This window comes from Microbacterium kyungheense, assembly GCF_006783905.1.
Lineage (GTDB): Bacteria > Actinomycetota > Actinomycetes > Actinomycetales > Microbacteriaceae > Microbacterium > Microbacterium kyungheense.
Genome location: NZ_VFPE01000003.1, coordinates 61,720 through 80,908, shown reverse-complemented (window position 1 = coordinate 80,908; position 19,189 = coordinate 61,720). Strand labels below are relative to the sequence as shown.

The following is a 19,189-nucleotide window of genomic DNA, read 5'->3' as shown; positions in this document are numbered from 1 at the left end:
CGATCGGGTCGGCACCGCTGCGTCGGGGTGCAAGAGGCTTTCGAAATCCTCGAAAGCCATTTCGAGCAAGCTATCGCCCGGGTTGTCGTGGCGTCAAGTAGTGTCTTCGATAACGTTTAAGCACCGAAGGGGGTGCCGGTGGCAGCGAACGAGACGGGATCGAGGACCGCCACGCTCAGTGACGTGGCGCGGCTGGCGGGAGTGTCGATCGCGACGGCATCCAAGGCGCTCAACGACCGCGACGACGTCGCGGTCGCGACGCGGCAGCGGGTGCTGCGGGCCGCCGAGGAGCTGTCGTTCACCCCGAACGCCATGGCCAAGGGGCTCCTCGCGGGTCGCACCGGGACGGTGGGCCTGCTCACCAGCGATCTCGAAGGCCGCTTCATGATCCCGATCCTCATGGGCGCCGAAGACGCCTTCGGGGCGGGGCAGGTGAACGTCTTCCTGTGCGACGCCCGCGGTGACGCGATCCGTGAGCAGCACCACCTCAAGGCGCTGCTCAGCCGCCGCGTCGACGGGATCATCGTGGTCGGCCGTCAGACCGATCCGCGCCCGTCGCTGGGGCAGGAGATCCCCGTGCCGGTGGTCTACGCCTACGCGCCCTCGGACGATCCGCGCGACCTCTCGCTCACGCCCGACAACTACGTCGGCGGGCGCATGGCGATCGAGCACCTCATCTCGTGCGGCCGCACCCGCATCGCGCACATCACCGGTGATCCGGCGTACGCCGCTGCCCAGGACCGCATCGCGGGGGCCCGGGCGGCACTGGACGCCGCCGGGCTGGAGCTCGTCGGCGAGCCGATGTTCTCGGAGTGGACCGAGCACTGGGGGAGGGATGCCGCGGCGATGCTGCTGCAGCGTCACCCCGACGTCGACGCGGTCTTCTGCGGATCCGACCAGATCGCACGCGGCGTGCTCGACACCGCCCGCGACCTCGGCCGCCGCGTCCCCGACGACCTCGCCGTCATCGGCTACGACAACTGGGAGGTGCTGGCCACCAACTCGCGGCCGCAGCTGACCAGCATCGACGCGAACCTCCAGCAGCTCGGCCGCCAGGCCGCGCAGCGGGTGTTCGACGCGATCGACGGCGTCGACATCGGGCAGGGCACGCACCATCTGCCGGTGCGGCTGGTGATCCGGGGATCCACGATCCCGCGGCGGTGAGCTCCCGCCGCGTGCGCAGCCGAGTGGATGCTTCGTCTCGTTCCTCGCTCAGCACGAGTGCCGCCGCTACCGGCCGCGCCGCCACCACCACCGGCGCGGCCGGGGAGCGGCATCCGTCGCGTCATCGGCCGTCGCCGCGGCGCGAGCCTCGCGCCGCGCGTGCCACGCGGCGACCTCGGCCTCGACATCGCGCGTCGGGGTGACGACGGGCGGACCGCCGAGCAGCTGCCGCCGGGCTTCGATCACGCGCCGGTTGAAGTCCTCGAGCTCGATCCGGACGTCGGACTCGCGAGCGTGCTCGTCCAGTCGCGCCTCCAGAGCCTCGCTCTCGACGCGGAGCATGAGCGCCGGCGGTCCGAGCCCCGTGAGCTGCTCGGTCTCGATCTTGCGGCGGATCCACCAGTCCGGGTCGTGGTGGTCGCCGAGCCCGGGCAGCGGCTTGCCGGCGCCGGGGAGGTCGTCGAAGTCTCCGCGCCGGATCGCCTGCTGGATCGCGGTCTCGACGACGGCCGCTCGATCGGCCGCGGAGTACGCCTGCGCCGCCTGCGAGGGCGCGTCGGCGGCGTCCACCTCGCCGTCGGCGTCCTCGCCGCTGCGGGCGGCGCGATACCGGGCGGCGGCGAGGCGCGGGTCTTCGCTCATGATCCCGGGACGTGGTCCCTCCACGAGTGCTGCGGGTCGTAGCCGAGCAGGCGTCGGGCCTTGTCGATCGACAGGAGCGTGTCGTGTTCGCCGAACTCGCGGGTCTCCACTCCGGGGAACACCTCGGCGACGAGCTCGGCGTTCGTGCGCGACATCACGGTATCGGCCGCGGCGATGATGTAGGTCTCGAACCCGGGCGGCGCGACCTGCAGCGCGCGCTCGACCGCCTGGGCGCCATCGCGCGCGTCGATGTAGCCCCAGAGGTTCCACTTGCGCTTCGTCGCGTCGTCGTCGTACGACGGGAACGCCGCGTAGTCCTCAGGGACCATGACGTTCGAGAACCGCAGGCCCGTGATCGACAGGTCCGGGTGCCAGCGGACGAGCTCCACGGCCATGCGCTCTTCGAGGGTCTTCACGAGCGAGTACACCGATTCGGGCCGGGGCGGGTACTCCTCGTCGACGGGGATGTACGGCGGCGGCACGTCGAACGGCAGGCCCAGCACCGTCTCGCTCGACGCGTACACGAGCTTGCGGATGCCGAGCCGCACCGCCGCCCAGAACACGTTGAACGTCGCGTTCATGTTGTTGTGGAACGTGGCGACGTCTGAGCGGATGCCGGGGGCCGGGATCGCGCCGAGATGGACGACGGCGTCGAACCCGTCGTGGCGGTCGTTCACGGCGGTCAGGGCGTCGACGACCTGTCCGTAGTCCGTGAGGTCGATCTGCACGAAGCCCGGACCGCGGGCTCCGACCACATCAAGGCCGATGACGTCATGGCCGCCCGCGCGGAGTTCGCGCGCGACGACCGTTCCGAGCTTTCCGGACGAACCGGTGAGGGCGATGCGCATGACACCAGCCTGCCACTGCGCCGCGGCCGCAGGGGCACGAGGCGGCGCATCCGTCGGGCTAAGGTTGCGGCCATGAACGAGAGCGGCGGTGCCCCCTCGCCCCGGGTCGGGGTGCGCGAGGTCGCTCGCGAGGCCGGGGTCTCGACCCAGACGGTGTCGCGCGTGCTCAACGAGCACCCCAACATCCGTCCTGAGACGCGTGACCGCGTGCTGGCCGCGATCGCCGCTCTCGACTACCGCGTGAACAACGCCGCGCGCGCCCTCGGCACCCGCACGACCCGCACGCTCGGCGTGATCGCGTCGGACGCGACGCTGTACGGACCAGCGGTCGGCATCGCCGCGCTCGAAGCCGCCGCGCGCGACGCCGGGCGATGGATCGCGACGGCGTACGCGGATGCCTCGAGCGAGGCATCCGTCCGCGACGCCGCCGACCGGCTGCTCGGACAGGGCGTCGACGGGCTCATCGTGCTGGCGCCGCACGCCGCGACCCTGTCGGCCCTGACCGACGCGCATCCCGGGATCGCCGTCGCCGCGCTGCACACCGGCTCCGGCGCGGATCGGCAGGCCGACGGCGCCGCGCTCGCCGTAGCGCACCTCGTGGCGCTCGGCCACCGGCGGATCGGCCTCGTCGCCGGCCCTGCGGAGTGGCTCGAAGCCCGCTCGCGCGAGGCCGGCGCGGTGCGCGCGCTCGCCGATGCCGGGCTCGAGCCCGGGCCGCGGTGGTCGGGGGACTGGACCGCCGCTGCGGGCGCGGCCCTGGCTCCGCTCGTGGCGACGGCGGTCCGCACCGCCGGCGGTCCGACGGCGATCGCCGTCGCGAACGACCAGATGGCGCTGGGGCTCGTGGCGGGGCTGCGCGAGGAGGACCTTGAGGTGCCGCGCGACGTCAGCGTGACCGGCTTCGACGACAACCCCGACGCGGCGCACTACCGTCCTGCTCTCACGACGGTCGGGCTCGACCTGGCAGGCGAGGCGCGCCGCGCCGTCGCCACGGTGCTGGGCTCGGACGCCACCGAGCCCGCTCCGCCCCGCCTGCTGCCGCGCGCCTCGACCGCGCCGCCCCGCTGACGAGCGGCCCCGGACGTTCAGGTGGCGCGACACGCGGCATCCATTCCCGCGCGTCGTGCCACGTGAACTGACCCCGGGGTTGGTCAGCATCGTTGTTACCGGTAACATCATCCACGCGGCCGAGTGCGCCGCCCCACGAGACCCGACGGAGGACCCCGTGACCAGCCCCGAACCGGCGACACCCGCGCCGACCTTCTCTTCCGAGGTGGAGGCATCCGTCGCCGCCGTCCGCGCCGAGGTGGCGGCGCTGCACGGCGAACTCGTGCGCTACGGCCTCGTGGTGTGGACGGGCGGCAACGTGTCGGGCCGCGTGCCCGGCGCCGATCTGTTCGTCATCAAGCCTTCGGGCGTGAGCTACGACGACCTGGCGCCCGAGAACATGATCCTGTGCGACCTGGACGGCGAGGTCATCGCCGGGACGCCGGGCAGCGACCGCAGCCCGTCCAGCGACACCGCGGCGCACGCCTACGTGTACCGCCACATGCCCGAGGTCGGGGGAGTCGTGCACACGCACTCGACGTTCGCCGTCGCGTGGGCGGCCCGCGGCGAAGAGATCCCGTGCGTCATCACCGCCATGGCGGACGAGTTCGGCGGCCCGATCCCGGTCGGCCCCTTCGCGATCATCGGCGACGACTCGATCGGCCGCGGCATCGTCGAGACGCTGACCGGTCACCGCAGCCGCGCCGTCCTCATGCAGAACCACGGCCCGTTCACGATCGGCGTCTCGGCGAAGGATGCGGTCAAGGCTGCCGTCATGGTCGAGGACGTCGCCCGCACCGTGCACCACGCGCGCGAGGCCGGTCCGCTGATCCCGATTCCGCAGGACGCGATCGACAGCCTCTACAACCGGTACCAGAACGTCTACGGGCAGTCGTCCGACGAGCGTCGCGAGGGCGGGCGATGACGCGGGATGCCGCGGCCGCGGCGATCCTCGACGGCCGGACGGCGCTCGGCATCGAGTTCGGCTCGACGCGCATCAAGGCATGCCTCGTCGATGCCGACGACCCCTCGAGCGTGCTCGCGGTCGGCGGGTTCGAATGGGAGAACCAGTACCGCGACAAGCTGTGGACCTACTCGCTCGACGACGTCTGGACGGGACTGCAGGCGGCGTTCGCCGACCTCGTCGCCGTCGCCGAGCGCCGCCACGGCGTGCGGCCGTCGACCTTCGGCGCGATCGGCGTCTCGGCGATGATGCACGGCTATCTCGCGTTCGACGAGGCCGGAGAGCAGCTCGTGCCGTTCCGCACGTGGCGCAACACCAACACCGGCCCTGCCGCGAGCGAGCTCACCGAGCTGTTCGGGGTGAACATCCCGCTGCGCTGGTCGATCGCCCACCTGCACCAGGCGGTGATCGACGCCGAGCCGCACGTGCCCGACATCCGCTTCGTCACGACCCTCGCGGGCTATGTGCACTGGCGCCTCACCGGCGAGAAGGTGCTCGGCGTCGGCGACGCGTCGGGCATGTTCCCGATCGACTCGGCCACCCGCGACTACGACGCCGACCTGGTCGGCCGGTACGACGCCCTTCGACAGGCTCAGGGATCGGGGACCGGCCGCATTCCCGCTCTCACCGACCTGCTGCCGCGCGTGCTCATCGCCGGTGAGGATGCCGGCGTGCTGACCGCCGAGGGCGCGGCGCTGCTCGATCCGACCGGGACCGTGGCCGCCGGCATCCCGTTCTGCCCGCCCGAGGGCGACGCCGGGACTGGGATGGTCGCCACGAACGCCGTGGCGCCGCGCACCGGCAACGTCAGCGCGGGCACCAGCATCTTCGCGATGGTCGTGCTCGAGCGGCCGCTTGCGACCGTGCACCACGAGCTCGACCTCGTCACGACGCCGTCGGGCGACGCGGTCGCCATGGTCCACTGCAACAACGGCGCGAGTGAGCTGGGCGCCTGGGCGGGCCTGTTCGGACGCTTCGCCGCCGCGGCGGGCGTGCCCGTCGACAACGATGCCGTGTTCGACGCGCTGTTCCGCGAGGCGCTCTCGGGCGACGCCGACGCGGGCGGCCTGCTCGCGTACAACCACCTCGCGGGTGAGCCGATCGCCGGTCTCGACGAGGGGCGGCCGCTGTTCGTCCGCACGCCCGACAGCGCCTTCACGCTCGGCAACTTCGCCCGCGCCCAGCTGTACGGGGTGTTCGGCACGCTCGCGCTCGGCATGCGCGTGCTCGATGCCGAGGGCGTGGAGCTGGACCGCATGTTCGCGCACGGCGGCCTGTTCCGCACGGCGGGCGTCGCCCAGCGCTTCCTCGCCGCGGCGCTGAACGCCCCGGTCGCCGTCGGCGACACCGCGAGCGAGGGCGGCGCGTGGGGCATCGCGGTGCTGGCCGCGTACACCCGGGCGGTTCAGGATGCTTCGTCTCGTGCCTCGCTCCGCACGAGTGTGGGGGGCCCGGCATCCACTCTTCCCGAATACCTCGACCAGCACGTGTTCGCCGGCGCGGCCATCGACGTCGCCGACCCCGAGCCCGCGGATGTCGCCGGCTTCACCGCCTACCTCGACCGCTATCGCGCCGGCCTCGCTGTCGAAGCCGTCGCCGTCACCTCCCTCTGATCCGAAGGAACCTCGCATGACCCGCACCCCTCTGTCCTCCTCGCTCGACGCGTACGAGATCTGGTTCGTCACCGGCAGCCAGACCCTCTACGGCGAAGAGACCCTCCGTCAGGTCGCCGAGCAGTCGCAGGCGGTGGCCGCCGGCCTCGACGGGCTGCCCGTCAAGATCGTGTGGAAGCCGGTCCTGAAGGACTCGGACTCCATCCGCCGCCTGGCGCTGGAGGTCAACGCGCGCGACGAGGTCATCGGCGTGATCGCCTGGATGCACACCTTCAGCCCCGCCAAGATGTGGATCGCCGGCCTCGACGCGCTGCAGAAGCCGCTGCTGCACCTGCACACGCAGGCCAACGTCGAGCTGCCGTGGGCCGACATCGACTTCGACTTCATGAACCTCAATCAGGCCGCGCACGGCGACCGCGAGTTCGGGTACATCCAGACCCGCCTGGGCGTCGCCCGCAAGACCGTCGTCGGCCACGTGTCGAACCCCGCGGTGCGTCAGCAGATCGAGGACTGGCAGCGCGCCGCGGCCGGGTGGGCGGCATCCCGCTCGCTCAAGCTCGCGCGCTTCGGCGACAACATGCGCTACGTCGCCGTGACCGAGGGTGACAAGACCGAGGCCGAGCTGCGCTTCGGCGTGCAGGTGAACACGTGGGGCGTGAACGAGCTCGTCGAAGCGGTGGATGCCGCCACCGACGCCGACATCGACGCCCTGGTCGCGGTGTACCTGGAGTCGTACGACGTGGCCGACGAGCTGCGGCCCGGCGGTGAGCGCCACCAGTCGCTGCGCGACGGCGCCGCGATCGAGCTCGGGCTGCGGTCGTTCCTCGAGGAGGGTGGCTTCGGCGCCTTCACGACCTCGTTCGAGGACCTCGGCGCGCTGAAGCAGCTGCCCGGCCTCGCCGTCCAGCGCCTCATGGCCGAGGGCTACGGCTTCGGCGCCGAGGGCGACTGGAAGACCGCGATCCTCGTGCGCATCGCGAACGTCATGGGCTCGGGGCTTCCCGGAGGGGCGAGCCTCATGGAGGACTACACGTACGACCTCGTCGCGGGCGACGAGAAGATCCTCGGCGCGCACATGCTCGAGGTCTCGCCGTCGCTCACGTCGGCCAAGCCCCGGCTCGAGGTGCACGCGCTCGGCATCGGCGGCAAGGACGACCCGGTGCGTCTCGTCTTCACGGCCGACCCGGGCCCGGCGCTCGTCGTCGCGATGAGCGACATGCGCGACCGGTTCCGGCTCGTGGCCAACGTGGTCGAGAACGTCGACGCGCCCGACCTGCCCAAGCTGCCCGTCGGCCGCGCCGTCTGGAAGCCCGCGCCCGACTTCGCCACCAGTGCGGCCTGCTGGCTCGCCGCCGGCGCGGCGCACCACACCGTCATGACGACCGCCGTGGGCATCGAGGTGTTCCGCGACTTCGCCGAGATCGCTGCGACCGAGCTCGTCGTCATCGACGAAGACACCACGGTGCGCGGCTTCCAGCGCGAGCTGCGCTGGAACCAGGCGTACTACCGCCTCGCGCAGGGCCTGTGACGCCCCGCTACTCTGGTCAGCGGCATCCCCTCACTTGCAAGGAGCCCTCTATGGCACGTCCCCCCGCATCCGGAACCCAGCACGCGCTGCGCGCCGGCGACTACGAAGCCGTCGTGGCGAGCGTCGGCGCGACGCTCCGCTCGCTTACCTACCGCGGCCGCGACCTCGTCGTGCCGTTCGAGGCCGACGAGGTGCGTCCGGCGCACCGCGGCGCGACCCTGGCCCCGTGGCCGAACCGCGTCGTCGACGGGCGCTACTCGTTCGGCGGCCAGGACTTCCAGCTGCCGCTCACCGAGCCCGCCCGCTCGCACGCGCTCCACGGCCTGGCGACGTGGCTGGACTTCGAGGCGATCGACAAGGGACCCGACCACGTCACCCTGGCGGCTGTCATCCAGCCGGCCACGTTCTACCCGTGGCGACTGGTCGTGACGACGACGTTCGCGCTCGGCCCGGACGGCCTGACCCAGTCGGTCACCGCCGTCAACGAGAGCGACGCGCCGGCGCCCTGGGGCACCGGCCCGCACCCGTACCTCGTCGCCGGCGAGGGGCACGTCGACGGCTGGACGCTGGAGCTCCCCGCCGCCGAGGTGCTCTCGGTCACGCCTGACCGCCTGAGCCCCGTCGCGCTCGGCCCGGTCGACGCCGAGGACCCGCAGCGCTTCGACTTCCGCGCCGCCCGCACCATCGGCGCCGCCGAGATCGACCACGCGTACACGGGCCTCATCCGTGACGCCGACGGCTTCGCCACCGTGCGGCTGACGGACGCCGCAGGCTCGGGTGTCGCGATGACGTGGGATGCCGCGTGCCCGTGGGTGCAGGTCCACACCGCCGACAAGCCTGAGCCGGCCCAGAGCCGCCTGGGACTCGCGGTGGAGCCGATGACGTGCGCGCCCGACGCGTTCAACGCGGCCTCGTACGAGTACGACGCCGGTCTGATCGTGCTCGAGCCGGAGGCATCCGCCACCGCGTCCTGGCGCATCGCCGCGATCGGCTGATCCCGCGGCGCTCGTCCGCACCAGGCACGAATGACGAAGGCGGAGCCGGCCCCCCGGTCGGCTCCGCCTTCGTCGTCTGCGGATCAGTGGTCGTCGCGCAGGTCTTCTTTGATGTCGTTGCGGGTCTTGACCGAGTCGCGCTCGGCCTCGGCCTTCTTGACGTCAGCATCCGCCTTCATCTCGTCGACCTTGTCGCCGATCCGATCGGTGGTGTCCTCCCACACGTCCTTCAGCTTGTCGCCGACGGCTTCCGCGGTCTCTTTGGCGTCGTCCGTGAATCCCATCGGTCGCTCCTTTCGTGGGGTGCTGCATCCACGGTACGGCGACACCCGGGTGGAAAGACGGGGGTTGCGTCGCGGCCGTCGGCTTGCTATCGCACCGGCGTGCGCGTGTCGATCGCGTCGCGCAGCGGCCGGCGCATCGGACCCCAGTAGTGCGACGGGGTGACGCGGGTGAGCACGTCGACCAGGCGCGCCTCGCGCCCGATCATGATGCGGGGGCGCCGCCGGATCGTCGCGTCGACGATGCGCGCCGCCGCGTCCTCGGGCTCGGTGTGGTACATCGACGCCTGTGCTTCGGCCGCCCGCTGGGCCACCGCGGGATCGATGGCGGCCGCGAACCGCCCGCGCAGGATGATGCCGGTCTTGACCCCGGCCGGGTAGACCGCTCCGACCGTGACGGTCGACCGCTCCAGCTCGTGCCGCAGCGCCTCGGTGAACCCGCGCACGGCGAACTTGCTCATCGCGTACGGGATGCGGCCGGCAGGAGCCGCAAGCCCGTAGATCGACACGAGATGCGTGATGTGCGCCGCCGGTTCGCGCTGCAGCGCCGGCAGGAGGGCCTGCGTGATGTTGACCGTGCCCCAGAGGTTCACGTCCATGAGCCAGCGCATCTCGGCCATCGTCAGCTGGCCGATGTCGCCGAGCATCGACGAGCCGGCGCACGTGATGAGCGCCTGGATATGCGGATGGGATGCCACCACCTCGGCCACGGCATCCGTCACCGCCGCGTCGTCGGTCAGGTCCACCGCGTGCGTCGTGTGCCCGGTGCCGTCGAGGCTCGCCGCCACCGCCGCGAGTCCTTCGGCGTTGCGATCCACGAGCGCGATGCGCGCCCCGCGTGCTGCGAGCTGACGGGCGACGTCGGCGCCCATGCCCGCCGCCGCTCCGGTGATGACGGTGGTGCGCCCGCGCACATCCAGGGGTCGCCGTGTCGTCATGTGAAGCCTCCCGCTCCGGATCGTCCCCGTCGACGATCGCGCCTACGATTCTCGCTGACTCGGAAGGCGCCCGCGGACGCTAGCCTCTTTACGGGAGGTGCGATGGGCAAGACCGCAGAGGCGATCGCCGAAGGGGTGTCCATCGCGTCCGCCGCGGCGCGGCTCTCGATCCGCAACCGCATCCTCGTCGACACAATCGCCAACGACGAGCCCTTCGAGGTCTCGCGGTTCGTGCCCTTCGCGCACGAGATGCTGATCGCGCTCGCCGACGAGCAGGCTGCGGCGGCCGAACTGGTCAAGCGGCAGCGCAAGAAGGCGTGGGGCAAGTTCACCGACCCCGACGGCACGCACGACTACCGCGACCGCGACACCCGCAACCTGCGCAAGCGCGGCCGTCAGTACGCCGGCGTCGCGCAGGCGCTGCGCCGCATGGCCGACGATCCGCATGTGGTCCGCACGCTCATCGAGCAGTCGCGCGACGCCGCCTGGGGCGACGTCGAGTCCAACCTGCAGCGCCGGCTGCAGGTCGAGGGCATGCGCGCCGACCTGGATCCCGACTACGAGCGCATGCGCGCGGCCCGCATGCAGTCGGTCCGTCTCGTCGATCTTCCGCGCCTGGCCGCTCACAAACGTCGCGTCGACGAGCCGGACTCGGACGCGCCGGCGCCCGCGGTCACACCGTCGCCACGCGTCTCGGGCATCGACGTCAGCGAGCTCGAGGGCTGACGGCGTCCATGGGTGGGCGTACGCTCGCCCTCGTGGACGAGCCGGCCGCCCATCCGATGTGGTTCCCGCCCGAGCACCCGCTCGCGGTGCGGGTGCGCGCGCTCTGCCTGGAGTACCCCGAGGCGATGGAGGTGATCTCGCACGGCCGATGCACCTTCCGCGCCGGCAAGCGGCAGTTCGCGATCGTCGGCGTCGGTCCCGACCCGGCGGTGCTGTTCATCCCGGACGACGTGGAGCGCCCGGCGCTGCTCGAACGCGACGACGTCTTCGTCCCGCCGTACGAGGGCGCCTCGGGGTGGCTCGCGCTGCGCGTGGAGGTGGATGCCGGCGACTGGACGCTGCTGGCTGAGCTCATCGACACCTCGTACAGGCGTGTGGCGCTGCAGCGCCAGCTGCGCGCGTTGGACGCTGCGGCGCCGTGATGTACGCGGCGCCACCGCCGGACACGCCCGGGATCGCGGCATCCTCCCCTCGATTCGCGCCGAACGGGGGCGTGAGGTATTCTTGACGACGTTGTGCGCGAGAGCGAACAACATGCGCCCGTAGCTCAATGGATAGAGCATCTGACTACGGATCAGAAGGTTGGGAGTTCGAGTCTCTCCGGGCGCGCGACTGTGTTGAGACAGTTGATGCTCTGTTCTGGGGCATCGTCGGGTGTCAGGAATCTCCTGACACCCGTTTTGCGTTCCCGGTCGAGGTGGACCGATGACCCGTCGGGCGCGCCGTGAGCGCGAGACGATGGAATATCTCGGGTTCGCCTCACGAGCTATCGCCGCCGCTGGCAGGCGCGTCGGTGACGCCGACGAGTTCGAGCTGGCAGAGCTGGTGGCCCTTCGTGCCGTGCTCGAAGAGGCGATCCTGACCGGCATCCAGGGCCAGCGCGCGCGAGGCCGCTCATGGGCACACATCGGTGACGCCCTCGGCATCACCCGCCAGGCCGCGCAAGAGCGCTACACGCCGAAGCGACCCGCCGCGCCTAAGCCGTTCGTGTGTGCCTGCAAGGGTGACGGGTGTGAGTGGTGCCAGACGTTGGCGGTGGCCTCGTGAACATCTCTAGGCCGCTGGTGATCGATGGCAACTTCATCACAGTGCCTCTCGACGATGCAGTACAGGACGCGCTGACGGCGTGGGTGGCGAGCCACCTGCCGAGCCTGGAGGAAGCACTCGCTCCGTTCGAGCTGGTGCCGGCCGACATCACAATGCCGCGCTTCGAGCGCTTGGTCTACGACCACGAGGCGCGCTCGTAACGATCTGATATTCACGGCCCGCGCGGGTGGCTGGGGACCGCCCGCGTGTGCATACGTTCGATCGGTAAGCGTTTTACCGGTCATGAAGTGGGAGAAGAGTCATTGTCAGAATCCGATACGCGCCGCGACGTCTGGGGCGCCGCGATTGAGGATTTCATTACTGCACAGGTAGCCAGCGGCATCCGCGTGACGTCGACGTACACGCGCCGCCAGCACCTACAGCACTTTGCCGCCAGGATCGAGCGAGGACCGTGGGAGGTAACCTCGGACGATCTGGCGGTTTTCCTGGCCCGACAGAACTGGGCACAGGAGACGCGGCGAAGTCGCCGCACGACGTTCGCGGCGTTCTATGGGTGGGCCGTCGCGACCCGTCGCATCGTCGACGATCCGGTAGCCGGCCTCGCGAAGCTGCGGCCGAGCGAGCCGACGCCGCGACCCGTACCTGACCGGGTGTACCTCGAAGCTCTCCTACGCGCGTCGCCCGTCGAGGCGCTGTGGATCGACCTCGCAGCCGAGCACGGCCTACGTCGCGCCGAGATAGCGTGCATCGCCTCGTGGGACATCGTGGAGACGCTGGTGGGCCACGACCTCGTGGTGCACGGGAAAGGCGGCAAGACGCGCGACGTGCCGCTGACGCGCGCGATGACGGCCGCGCTGCTGTCCATCGTCGACGAGCTGCCGCGCGGACGCGGCTACCTCTTCCCGGGCGACGAGGGCGGGCACGTGTCGGCGCGCTGGCTCGGGTTCCGCGTGAATCGCCTACTCGATGGGCACTGGACCATCCACAAGCTGCGGCATCGCGCCGCCACTCGGTTCTGGGTGTCGGCCGACGGTGACCCGTACGTCGTCGCCGACCTGATGGGGTGGGCGAACCTGTCGATGGTCAAGACGTACGTGAAGCTGCCCGATGACCGCAAGCGGGCCGTGCTGGAAGGTGCGAGTCGAGGCGGTCGCTCGCTCGTCGCCGCCAACGGATAAGGTCAGGTCTCATGAACGCACGTAGCGACCGTCGGAACCCTTACGCGATCGCGCTCGTCGTCGTTGGCGGCGTGGCGCTCGTGGTGGCGCTGTCACTCGGGCTCGCCGGCGCGGGGGAGGCGAGCCCCTATACCGGGGACCCCATCGCGGCCGCCGCGCTCGACGCGTGGAGCAACTTCCTGCTGCTCGTCGGGGCAGTAGCGCTCATCGGCGCGCTCGTGCTCGCCGGCGCTCGCTGGTTGCTCCGCTCGACGACGATGAAGGTCGACGCCTCGTCCTAGTTCTGGACATACGTTCGAGCGGGGTCAGCTGAGCTCAGCTGACCCCGCTCGAACGTTGTGCCTAGTTGATGCCCGACGGCCGCTTGACGTAGCCGGCGGCGAACGCGACGCCGGCCGACACGAGCACGAGGATCGCGCCCTCGACGGTATCGGGCAGGTTGACGTGCGTGAGCGTCTCGATGAGGTAGTTGACGACGGTTCCGGCGGCGGCGCCGACGCCGGCGCCGGCCGTAGCGGCGAGCACCTTGGGCTGCGGCTTGCCGGTCGCGGTGCCGGCCTCGTCTGTCGTGACGTTCTTGGTCATGATGTGGGGTCTCCGTTCAGTCGAACAGTTCGGCGGGTGGGGGTGGTGGGGGCGGCGGGAGGCCGCGGTAGATGTGGTCGACGAGCTGCCGGTTCCACAGCCATAGCCGGCGGTTGTCGGCGTGCCAGCGGACGAGGGCGATTGCGAGCGTCACCATTCCCGCGACAATCGCCGCGAGGACGACTGCGAGGGCGGTGACGATCGCGATCAAGATGGGGTCGCTCACTCGTTCTGGAGGAGGTTCTGCACCTCGACGTGCGAGAGCGTGATGGTCGGCCCGTCCTTGGCGTCCAGCTCGGTGAGCGTGGTCGGGTCGACGAGCGGGCGCAGCTTGCCGTCCTGGAGGATGTAGACGGTGCCGTTGCCGCCCTTGTCGAACACGCGCAGCGGGATCGCCGCCGACGTCGACCGGTTCGCGCCCACGATCGCCTGGATGCGCTCGTGCACGGATCGCGAGCATTCGAGCACGCCCGGCGTGATCTTGATCGACTGCACCTCGGCGGGCGAGGTGAGCGGCACGATGACGCCCTCGATCGCGAGCGACTGACCGCCCGCGGAAGTGATGAGAGTTGGCATGTCGTCCTCCAGGGTTGGGGTTGGGGTTGGGGTGTCGGGGATCGGGCGGGCATTGCCGCCGGCGGTGGACGGGATGTCGCGGACGATCGCGTAGGAGCGCACGTTGGGCAGTTCGGCGTGCCACGGCTCGTAGGAGTAAGGGAACGTGAACCCGGCGCGCTGCATCGCGGCTCGATCGTGGTTGGGGTTCGCGAGGTCGAACGCGACGAACCGGACGTGCGCGAGGCGCTGCGTCTCGTCGTCGGGGTTGTCGGCCGGGTTGAAGCCCGGGAGCCGCGCGGCCCACCCGTCCCAGAGGTACTTCTGCGAGGCGTACAGGCGCCCGGCCGACGTAAGCCGAGGCGAGCCGGCACGTTGCCACGCCTCGACAGCGACACGACGCGCGAACCATCCGGGGTAGCCGGGAATCTCGATGACGTCGAGCGGGCTCATGCGCGCGCCTCCAGAGCCTCGATGCGGGCGGCGAGCTGCTCCAGCTCCATCTCGCGCTGCTCGTCGCGTGCGTGGAGCTGCGCGACCTCGGCGAGTAGCAGAGCGATGAAGTCGATCGAGTCGGGGATCGGGTCGCCGTTCTCGTCGCGCGAGCGCGTGGAACCGACCACGCGCCGGTCGACGACGCGCTGACCGACGACCGCGCCGGCCTCGTCGAAGATGTCCGTCAGCACGTCCTCGTATACGGGCTCGCGCTGGTAGATCACGAACCGGCGCAGATCGTCGGACTCGTCGAGGCGCTCCGCGATGTAGCCGACGCGCTCCATCCGCCCGGGGTCGTCGTTCATCACGAACGTGTGGAGCTGCGGGAAGATGTCGCCGAGGTCGATGGGATCGATCGGGGTGATGTCGTCCTTGTATCGCTCCGAAGAGGCGCCGCGCGACAGGCGCCCGTCGCCGTTGATGTACGCGATCGTGTAGCCGGTCGATGCGGCCACGCTGTTGGGCAGGTAGAGGTGCCCGGTCATCGTGTCGCCGCTCTTGGCGACGTAGCCGGCCATCGCTGCGGCGACGGCGCTGCCGATGTCGGTGGAGTACGGGATGGTGCCCACCTCGAACCCGTCGACGTTGACATTCACCCGCACGCCGTTCCAGTACAGCGTGATGTCGTTGAAACCCGACCGCTTGGTCACCTTGTCCGAAGGCGCGGCGCCGAGCGCTGCGCGTGCGTCGGCGGGCGTGGCCGCGCCGGTGCCGCCCTTCGCGATGGGCACGACGACGCCGGGCTTCCAGAACGCGGGACCGCCCGCGATGTAGTCGTGGCTGCGGTTGTCTTCGGTGTCGAGGTCCTTTGCGGGCAGCGATCCCGGCACGAGAGGCATCCCGCCGAGCACTCCGTCATCACCAATAGCCATGTGGTGTCTTCCTTCCTAGAGCGAGTCAACGGTGCCGACGAGACTGTCGACGGTGCCGACGAGCGCGTCGACAGAGCCGGGGATGATGTCGACGAGGCCGGCCGCGTCGAGGTCCATGAAGCCGGTGTCGTGGTCGAACTCGACGGACTGGATGCGGCCGATCGTGTCGGGCGCGCCGGGGAGACTGATCTGCGCCGTCATGCCCGGTGTTGCGGCCTGCTGTGTGATCGTCTTGACCGTCTGCCGGCGCCCCGAACCCTGGCGGCGGGCGAGGACCGCGGATGCCGCGCCGGGGCCGGGGTAGGGCTTTGGAATGTCGATCGTGATTGCGTTGTCGGGGTCGCCGGCCGTGTCGTACGCCTCTTGCTGTGCGCCGTTCTCCGTCCAGCGGTATCGAAGGATGACGCCGGAGACTACGGCGCCCTCGTCGTCGAGACTGAGCGAGTCCACGCCGAGTGACGTGTTGGACTCCGACACGCTCACGAGCGTGGGGATGGTGCGGCTCTCGGGGAACGCGAGGTGCCAGTGCCGCAGCTCGTCGCACCACAGCACCATCCCGGCCTGCGACGTGATCGGCAGCAGGAAGTCCCAGAGCGATGTACCGGGCTTGATGGTGAACAGCTCGGGGCGGCGCTCGACGACTGGCGTGCGTGTCGAGGGCGAGGCGTGCGCGGTGCCGCTCCAGGCGACTGTGTACCCGGCGGGGGCGGTGGCGCCGTCGTGGTACGGGATCACTTCGTCGCCCTCGTAGAGCATCGCGCAGTCGGCGATGAAGGCTTCGCCGTTCGCGGTGGCATGGATGTACAGGATCGGTTGCATCGTCGTCGCGCCGGCGGGCGCGACGCCTGTCACGGTGAACCGCTTGAACACGCCGGTCACGTCGAGCACCTGCGCGGCGCCGGCTACCTCGCCGATCAGGACCGTGCCGTCCGAAGCGAACCACTGCAGTCGCGCCGAGGCCGTACGCGCGGCGCCGCCGTACGCGTAGATCGAGAACACGTATGAGCGCCCGGGCGTCACTGGAAACGAGGATGGGCCGGGCGCCGCCACGATCGCGCTCGTCGATGCGTTCGCCACCCATCGAAGCACCGATCCGGCGCCGGCCGGAGTGGCGCCGTGCGCGGGCCGCGTGAACGAGGTGGCGCCGAACCCAGTCGACCATCCGGTCAGATTCGTCTCAAACGACGGGTTGGGGAGCATGTTGGTGACCGCCCAATAGGCCGTCACGTCCGCGTCGTCGGCGCCGGCCTCCAGCGAGGCGCCGATCTTCGCGAGGACGTAGTTGCAGACCGCGCGCAGCGACGTCTCGTGCGCGCGGGCGCCGCTATCGAGCGTGAGCTGCTGGTACTTGATCAGCAGCGCCTCGTCCGACGCGAGCGTGAGCGTCACCCGCTTCTCTGTGTGATCCACCTCGCGGCCGCGCAGCGACAGGTCGAACAGTCGCGGCGTGTCGCCCTCGTCGCCGGCCTCGTAGGGGATGCGCACGCCGTCTCGGAGGCCGTCGAGCCAGTCCAGCAGCGTGTCGTCGAGCAGAGGGAACTCCAGCGTCGCGGACGCGTACGGAACCGTCGACGAGTCGAGCCGGGTCTTCCCGCCCGCAACCTTGACGTCGGTCGTGTCGATCGTGGCGACCGCGACGGGTTCGAGAAGGCGCGTCGTCACAGCTCGACCTCTCGGAACGAGACCGTCAGCACCCACGCGTCCTGCGTCGCCTCGTCGAGCGCCAGGCGGACGCCTCCACGACCGATCGCGTACGTCATCCCGGCGGCGGGGTTCTCGGTGTCGTCGAGGGTGAACGCGGACCGCGCACGGTGCAGTTGGCGCGCCGCGCGAGCGTCCGTCTCCGTCGCGTAGATCAGTGTCAGCTCGCCGGCGGCGGGCCGCGGGGGAACGAGCGTGATCGCCATGCCGCCGCCGATGAGGTCGGTTTCGACGTTGCGCGACTCGTCGACAATCTCGTAGGGCAGAGCGAACATGTCGGGCGTCGTGGTGGCGCCGTCGCTGAGGCGAGTGATGGTGGCGGTCATTGGAGGAGCTGCCTCGTGGTTCCGGTGCGGCCGACGGCGCCGCCCTGCGTGAGTACTTGGACCGTCTTGGGATTGAGCTTGAGGTTGTCCCACTCGGACTTGTCGACGCGGAGCTTGACGGTCGACGTCACGGCCTCCGGGATGCCGTCGAGGTCGCCCTTGAACGTGGTGACGTTCTGCGTCGCCTGACCCGTCTTGGCGTCGATCATGATCTGCGTGTTGTCGGGCAGCGTGTACAGCTCGTTGCCGAGTTCGTCGACTTCCTTGGTCGCGCCCTTCGTGTCGTTGATGAGGCCGACGAGGCTCTCAGTCACGAGGTCGGCGCGATCCTTGCCGGCGCTCATTTCGCCTGTGAGCTCGCGGAACGCATCGGCGCCGGCGAAGAGCTGGTCGCGCAGCTTCACTTGCTCGCTGGTCAGGTTCAGGTTCTTCGCCGCGTAGCCGTCGGAGGCGTTGCCGGCCTCGTCGACGATGGAGGACCACTCCCGTTGCATGTCGTTCACGGACCCCTGAACGACGTTGAGCGCGGTCGCGTCGCCCGACATGGCGCGCATGGCGGTCGACACGTCGACGCCCCAGTTCTTCGCGTTCTCGGCGGCTGTCTTGAACTGCTCGGGATCGGTGGCGATCGCGATCACGCCGCCGACAACCTCGGATGCCGAGATGATCCGCCCGCCCGACTCGACGTACTTCTGCGCCCAGCTCGCGATGTTCTCTTCGGAGAGCTTCGTGCGCTCGTTCATGTCGTCGATCGCGGCGATGCCGAGACCGATGCCGGCGGCGACGGCGAGGCCGGCGACGGCGCCGGCCGGGCCGAAGCCGGCGAACGCGTTGGCCGCGACTTCCTGGAATGCGTCGGCGATCGACTCCGCCGAACCGTCGAAGGATGCGGCGGCTTCCCGGGCGGTCGAGTTCGATTCGTCCTTGAGGTCCTTGACTCCGGCCTCGGCCTTCCGCATGCCGTCGTCGATGTCATCGCCGGCGCTCTTGCCTGCGCGGCCTGCCTTGTTCAGCTCGTCGCGGAGGTCGCGAATCTCGCTCTTGGCGTCCTCGGTGCGTCGCTGCGCGTCGCGCATTCCGCGCTCGAGCTTGTCGGTGTCGCGCTGGTCGCCGATCTGCTCCAGGAGGTCTGACACGTCCTCGAGCGGGTCGATGACGCCCCGCGTGATAGCCGACATCGCGGAGCGCGTGTCGGCCGCGATCGCGAGGTCGATGCCCTTGGTCACGAGGCTTTCCCTTCCAGTGCTTCATGGATCGCTCGGACGAACGTCTGGACGTACATCGCGAGGACGCGTGGGATGACGGATGCCGCGGCCGGATAGACGACCTTGCCGCTGCGGTTTGGCGGTCCGAACGCCTTGGCGTTGCGGGTGGAGCGACCGGCGCCGAACTCGACGGGCTGCCAGTCCTGGGAGGGCTTCAGTCCGCCTGATCGGGCACGGCCGATCTGCGCTGACGTGAGGCGTACGTTCTGGTCGGAGACCTTGGCGCGGGCGGTGTCGGCGAGGACGACGCGCTGGAGCTTCGTCGACGCCCGTTCGGCGACGGCTTGCTGCCAGACCTGTAGCACCATCGGCCGGAGGTGGCCGCGGAGTTGCTTCTTGGTCTCCCGGTCGAGGTTCCGGAGTCCGCGCAGCACGGCGAGCAGCTCACGGCTGCTGTAGGCGCTGACGCGGATCATCCG

Annotated in this window: 24 protein-coding genes and 1 tRNA gene; 13 read left to right on the top strand and 12 right to left on the bottom strand. The window is 70.4% G+C overall.

The features are described from left to right. Window positions 1-138 precede the first annotated feature (138 nt). Complete coding sequence (locus tag FB391_RS12910) at window positions 139-1,164, top strand: LacI family DNA-binding transcriptional regulator (protein ID WP_141894902.1); 1,026 nt, start codon at window positions 139-141, stop codon at window positions 1,162-1,164. A gap of 66 nt (window positions 1,165-1,230) precedes the next feature. On the opposite strand, the gene FB391_RS12905 is transcribed toward FB391_RS12910, so the two are convergent. Together FB391_RS12905 and FB391_RS12900 are read right to left on the bottom strand one after the other, a co-directional pair. After that, a complete protein-coding gene (locus FB391_RS12905; RefSeq protein WP_141894900.1) occupies window positions 1,231-1,806 on the bottom strand; it encodes a DnaJ family domain-containing protein in 576 nt (191 codons plus the stop codon). Beyond that, complete coding sequence (locus FB391_RS12900; protein ID WP_141894898.1) at window positions 1,803-2,654, bottom strand: NAD-dependent epimerase/dehydratase family protein; 852 nt, start codon at window positions 2,652-2,654, stop codon at window positions 1,803-1,805. The genes FB391_RS12905 and FB391_RS12900 overlap by 4 nt, the downstream gene beginning before the upstream one ends. A gap of 72 nt (window positions 2,655-2,726) precedes the next feature. Here FB391_RS12900 and FB391_RS12895 point away from each other — a divergent pair, with 72 nt between their 5' ends. The 5 genes from FB391_RS12895 to FB391_RS12875 all read left to right on the top strand — a co-directional run bounded on the left by FB391_RS12895 (window position 2,727) and on the right by FB391_RS12875 (window position 8,801). Beyond that, complete coding sequence (locus FB391_RS12895; protein ID WP_141894896.1) at window positions 2,727-3,722, top strand: LacI family DNA-binding transcriptional regulator; 996 nt, start codon at window positions 2,727-2,729, stop codon at window positions 3,720-3,722. Window positions 3,723-3,927: 205 nt separating this feature from the next. Further along, on the top strand, window positions 3,928-4,626 hold the full coding sequence (locus FB391_RS12890; protein WP_141895219.1) for an L-ribulose-5-phosphate 4-epimerase: 699 nt from the start codon (window positions 3,928-3,930) through the stop codon (window positions 4,624-4,626). After that, the gene (locus FB391_RS12885) at window positions 4,623-6,278 is read left to right on the top strand and encodes a xylulokinase (protein ID WP_141894894.1); all 1,656 of its coding nucleotides are present in this window, start codon (window positions 4,623-4,625) and stop codon (window positions 6,276-6,278) included. The genes FB391_RS12890 and FB391_RS12885 overlap by 4 nt, the downstream gene beginning before the upstream one ends. 16 nt (window positions 6,279-6,294) lie before the next feature. Beyond that, a complete protein-coding gene (gene araA / locus FB391_RS12880) occupies window positions 6,295-7,806 on the top strand; it encodes an L-arabinose isomerase (protein WP_141894892.1) in 1,512 nt (503 codons plus the stop codon). 50 nt (window positions 7,807-7,856) lie between these two features. Beyond that, complete coding sequence (locus FB391_RS12875; protein WP_141894889.1) at window positions 7,857-8,801, top strand: aldose 1-epimerase family protein; 945 nt, start codon at window positions 7,857-7,859, stop codon at window positions 8,799-8,801. Between the two features lie 83 nt (window positions 8,802-8,884). On the opposite strand, the gene FB391_RS12870 is transcribed toward FB391_RS12875, so the two are convergent. Next, a complete protein-coding gene (locus FB391_RS12870; protein WP_141894887.1) occupies window positions 8,885-9,085 on the bottom strand; it encodes a hypothetical protein in 201 nt (66 codons plus the stop codon). An 86-nt stretch (window positions 9,086-9,171) separates the two neighbouring features. Further along, window positions 9,172-10,020, bottom strand: coding sequence for an SDR family NAD(P)-dependent oxidoreductase (locus tag FB391_RS12865; protein ID WP_185843057.1), 849 nt, complete (start codon window positions 10,018-10,020; stop codon window positions 9,172-9,174). 102 nt (window positions 10,021-10,122) lie between these two features. On the opposite strand from FB391_RS12865, the gene FB391_RS12860 reads away from it, so the two are divergent. The 7 genes from FB391_RS12860 (at window position 10,123) to FB391_RS12830 (ending at window position 13,252) form a co-directional block, all read left to right on the top strand. Further along, entirely contained in the window at window positions 10,123-10,746 is a 624-nt protein-coding gene (locus FB391_RS12860) for an asparagine synthase (protein ID WP_141894885.1), read from the top strand. Window positions 10,747-10,778: 32 nt separating this feature from the next. Continuing rightward, complete coding sequence (locus FB391_RS12855) at window positions 10,779-11,168, top strand: MmcQ/YjbR family DNA-binding protein (protein WP_246093504.1); 390 nt, start codon at window positions 10,779-10,781, stop codon at window positions 11,166-11,168. 114 nt (window positions 11,169-11,282) lie between these two features. Beyond that, window positions 11,283-11,355, top strand: a tRNA-Arg gene (locus tag FB391_RS12850). Between the two features lie 96 nt (window positions 11,356-11,451). Next, window positions 11,452-11,793, top strand: coding sequence for a hypothetical protein (locus tag FB391_RS12845; RefSeq protein ID WP_221886306.1), 342 nt, complete (start codon window positions 11,452-11,454; stop codon window positions 11,791-11,793). Window positions 11,794-11,810: 17 nt separating this feature from the next. Next, window positions 11,811-11,993 (top strand): hypothetical protein, encoded by a 183-nt coding sequence (locus FB391_RS12840; RefSeq protein ID WP_141894883.1) that lies wholly within the window; start codon window positions 11,811-11,813, stop codon window positions 11,991-11,993. Window positions 11,994-12,038: 45 nt separating this feature from the next. Then, window positions 12,039-12,971 (top strand): tyrosine-type recombinase/integrase, encoded by a 933-nt coding sequence (locus tag FB391_RS12835; RefSeq protein ID WP_185843056.1) that lies wholly within the window; start codon window positions 12,039-12,041, stop codon window positions 12,969-12,971. A gap of 11 nt (window positions 12,972-12,982) precedes the next feature. Further along, window positions 12,983-13,252: a hypothetical protein gene (locus tag FB391_RS12830; protein ID WP_141894878.1), complete on the top strand. Its 270-nt coding sequence runs from the start codon at window positions 12,983-12,985 to the stop codon at window positions 13,250-13,252. 61 nt (window positions 13,253-13,313) lie between these two features. On the opposite strand, the gene FB391_RS12825 is transcribed toward FB391_RS12830, so the two are convergent. Genes FB391_RS12825 through FB391_RS12790 form a run of 8 tightly spaced genes read right to left on the bottom strand, consistent with a single transcriptional unit; the run spans window position 13,314 to window position 19,186 of the window. Further along, the gene (locus tag FB391_RS12825; protein ID WP_141894875.1) at window positions 13,314-13,556 is read right to left on the bottom strand and encodes a hypothetical protein; all 243 of its coding nucleotides are present in this window, start codon (window positions 13,554-13,556) and stop codon (window positions 13,314-13,316) included. Window positions 13,557-13,572: 16 nt separating this feature from the next. Beyond that, window positions 13,573-13,782: a hypothetical protein gene (locus FB391_RS12820; RefSeq protein ID WP_141894873.1), complete on the bottom strand. Its 210-nt coding sequence runs from the start codon at window positions 13,780-13,782 to the stop codon at window positions 13,573-13,575. Then, complete coding sequence (locus FB391_RS12815) at window positions 13,779-14,564, bottom strand: M15 family metallopeptidase domain-containing protein (RefSeq protein ID WP_141894871.1); 786 nt, start codon at window positions 14,562-14,564, stop codon at window positions 13,779-13,781. The genes FB391_RS12820 and FB391_RS12815 overlap by 4 nt, the downstream gene beginning before the upstream one ends. Beyond that, window positions 14,561-15,478: a hypothetical protein gene (locus FB391_RS12810; RefSeq protein WP_141894869.1), complete on the bottom strand. Its 918-nt coding sequence runs from the start codon at window positions 15,476-15,478 to the stop codon at window positions 14,561-14,563. The genes FB391_RS12815 and FB391_RS12810 overlap by 4 nt, the downstream gene beginning before the upstream one ends. A 15-nt stretch (window positions 15,479-15,493) precedes the next feature. Next, window positions 15,494-17,140 carry a phage head spike fiber domain-containing protein gene (locus FB391_RS12805; RefSeq protein WP_141894866.1) on the bottom strand — a complete coding sequence of 549 codons (1,647 nt, stop codon included), beginning with the start codon at window positions 17,138-17,140 and terminating at the stop codon, window positions 15,494-15,496. After that, window positions 17,137-17,505: a hypothetical protein gene (locus FB391_RS12800; protein ID WP_141894864.1), complete on the bottom strand. Its 369-nt coding sequence runs from the start codon at window positions 17,503-17,505 to the stop codon at window positions 17,137-17,139. The genes FB391_RS12805 and FB391_RS12800 overlap by 4 nt, the downstream gene beginning before the upstream one ends. Then, the gene (locus FB391_RS12795; RefSeq protein ID WP_141894862.1) at window positions 17,502-18,731 is read right to left on the bottom strand and encodes a lysozyme family protein; all 1,230 of its coding nucleotides are present in this window, start codon (window positions 18,729-18,731) and stop codon (window positions 17,502-17,504) included. The genes FB391_RS12800 and FB391_RS12795 overlap by 4 nt, the downstream gene beginning before the upstream one ends. Next, entirely contained in the window at window positions 18,728-19,186 is a 459-nt protein-coding gene (locus FB391_RS12790) for a hypothetical protein (RefSeq protein ID WP_141894859.1), read from the bottom strand. Before FB391_RS12790 ends, FB391_RS12795 begins: the two co-directional genes overlap by 4 nt. Between the last annotated feature and the right edge of the window lie 3 nt (window positions 19,187-19,189).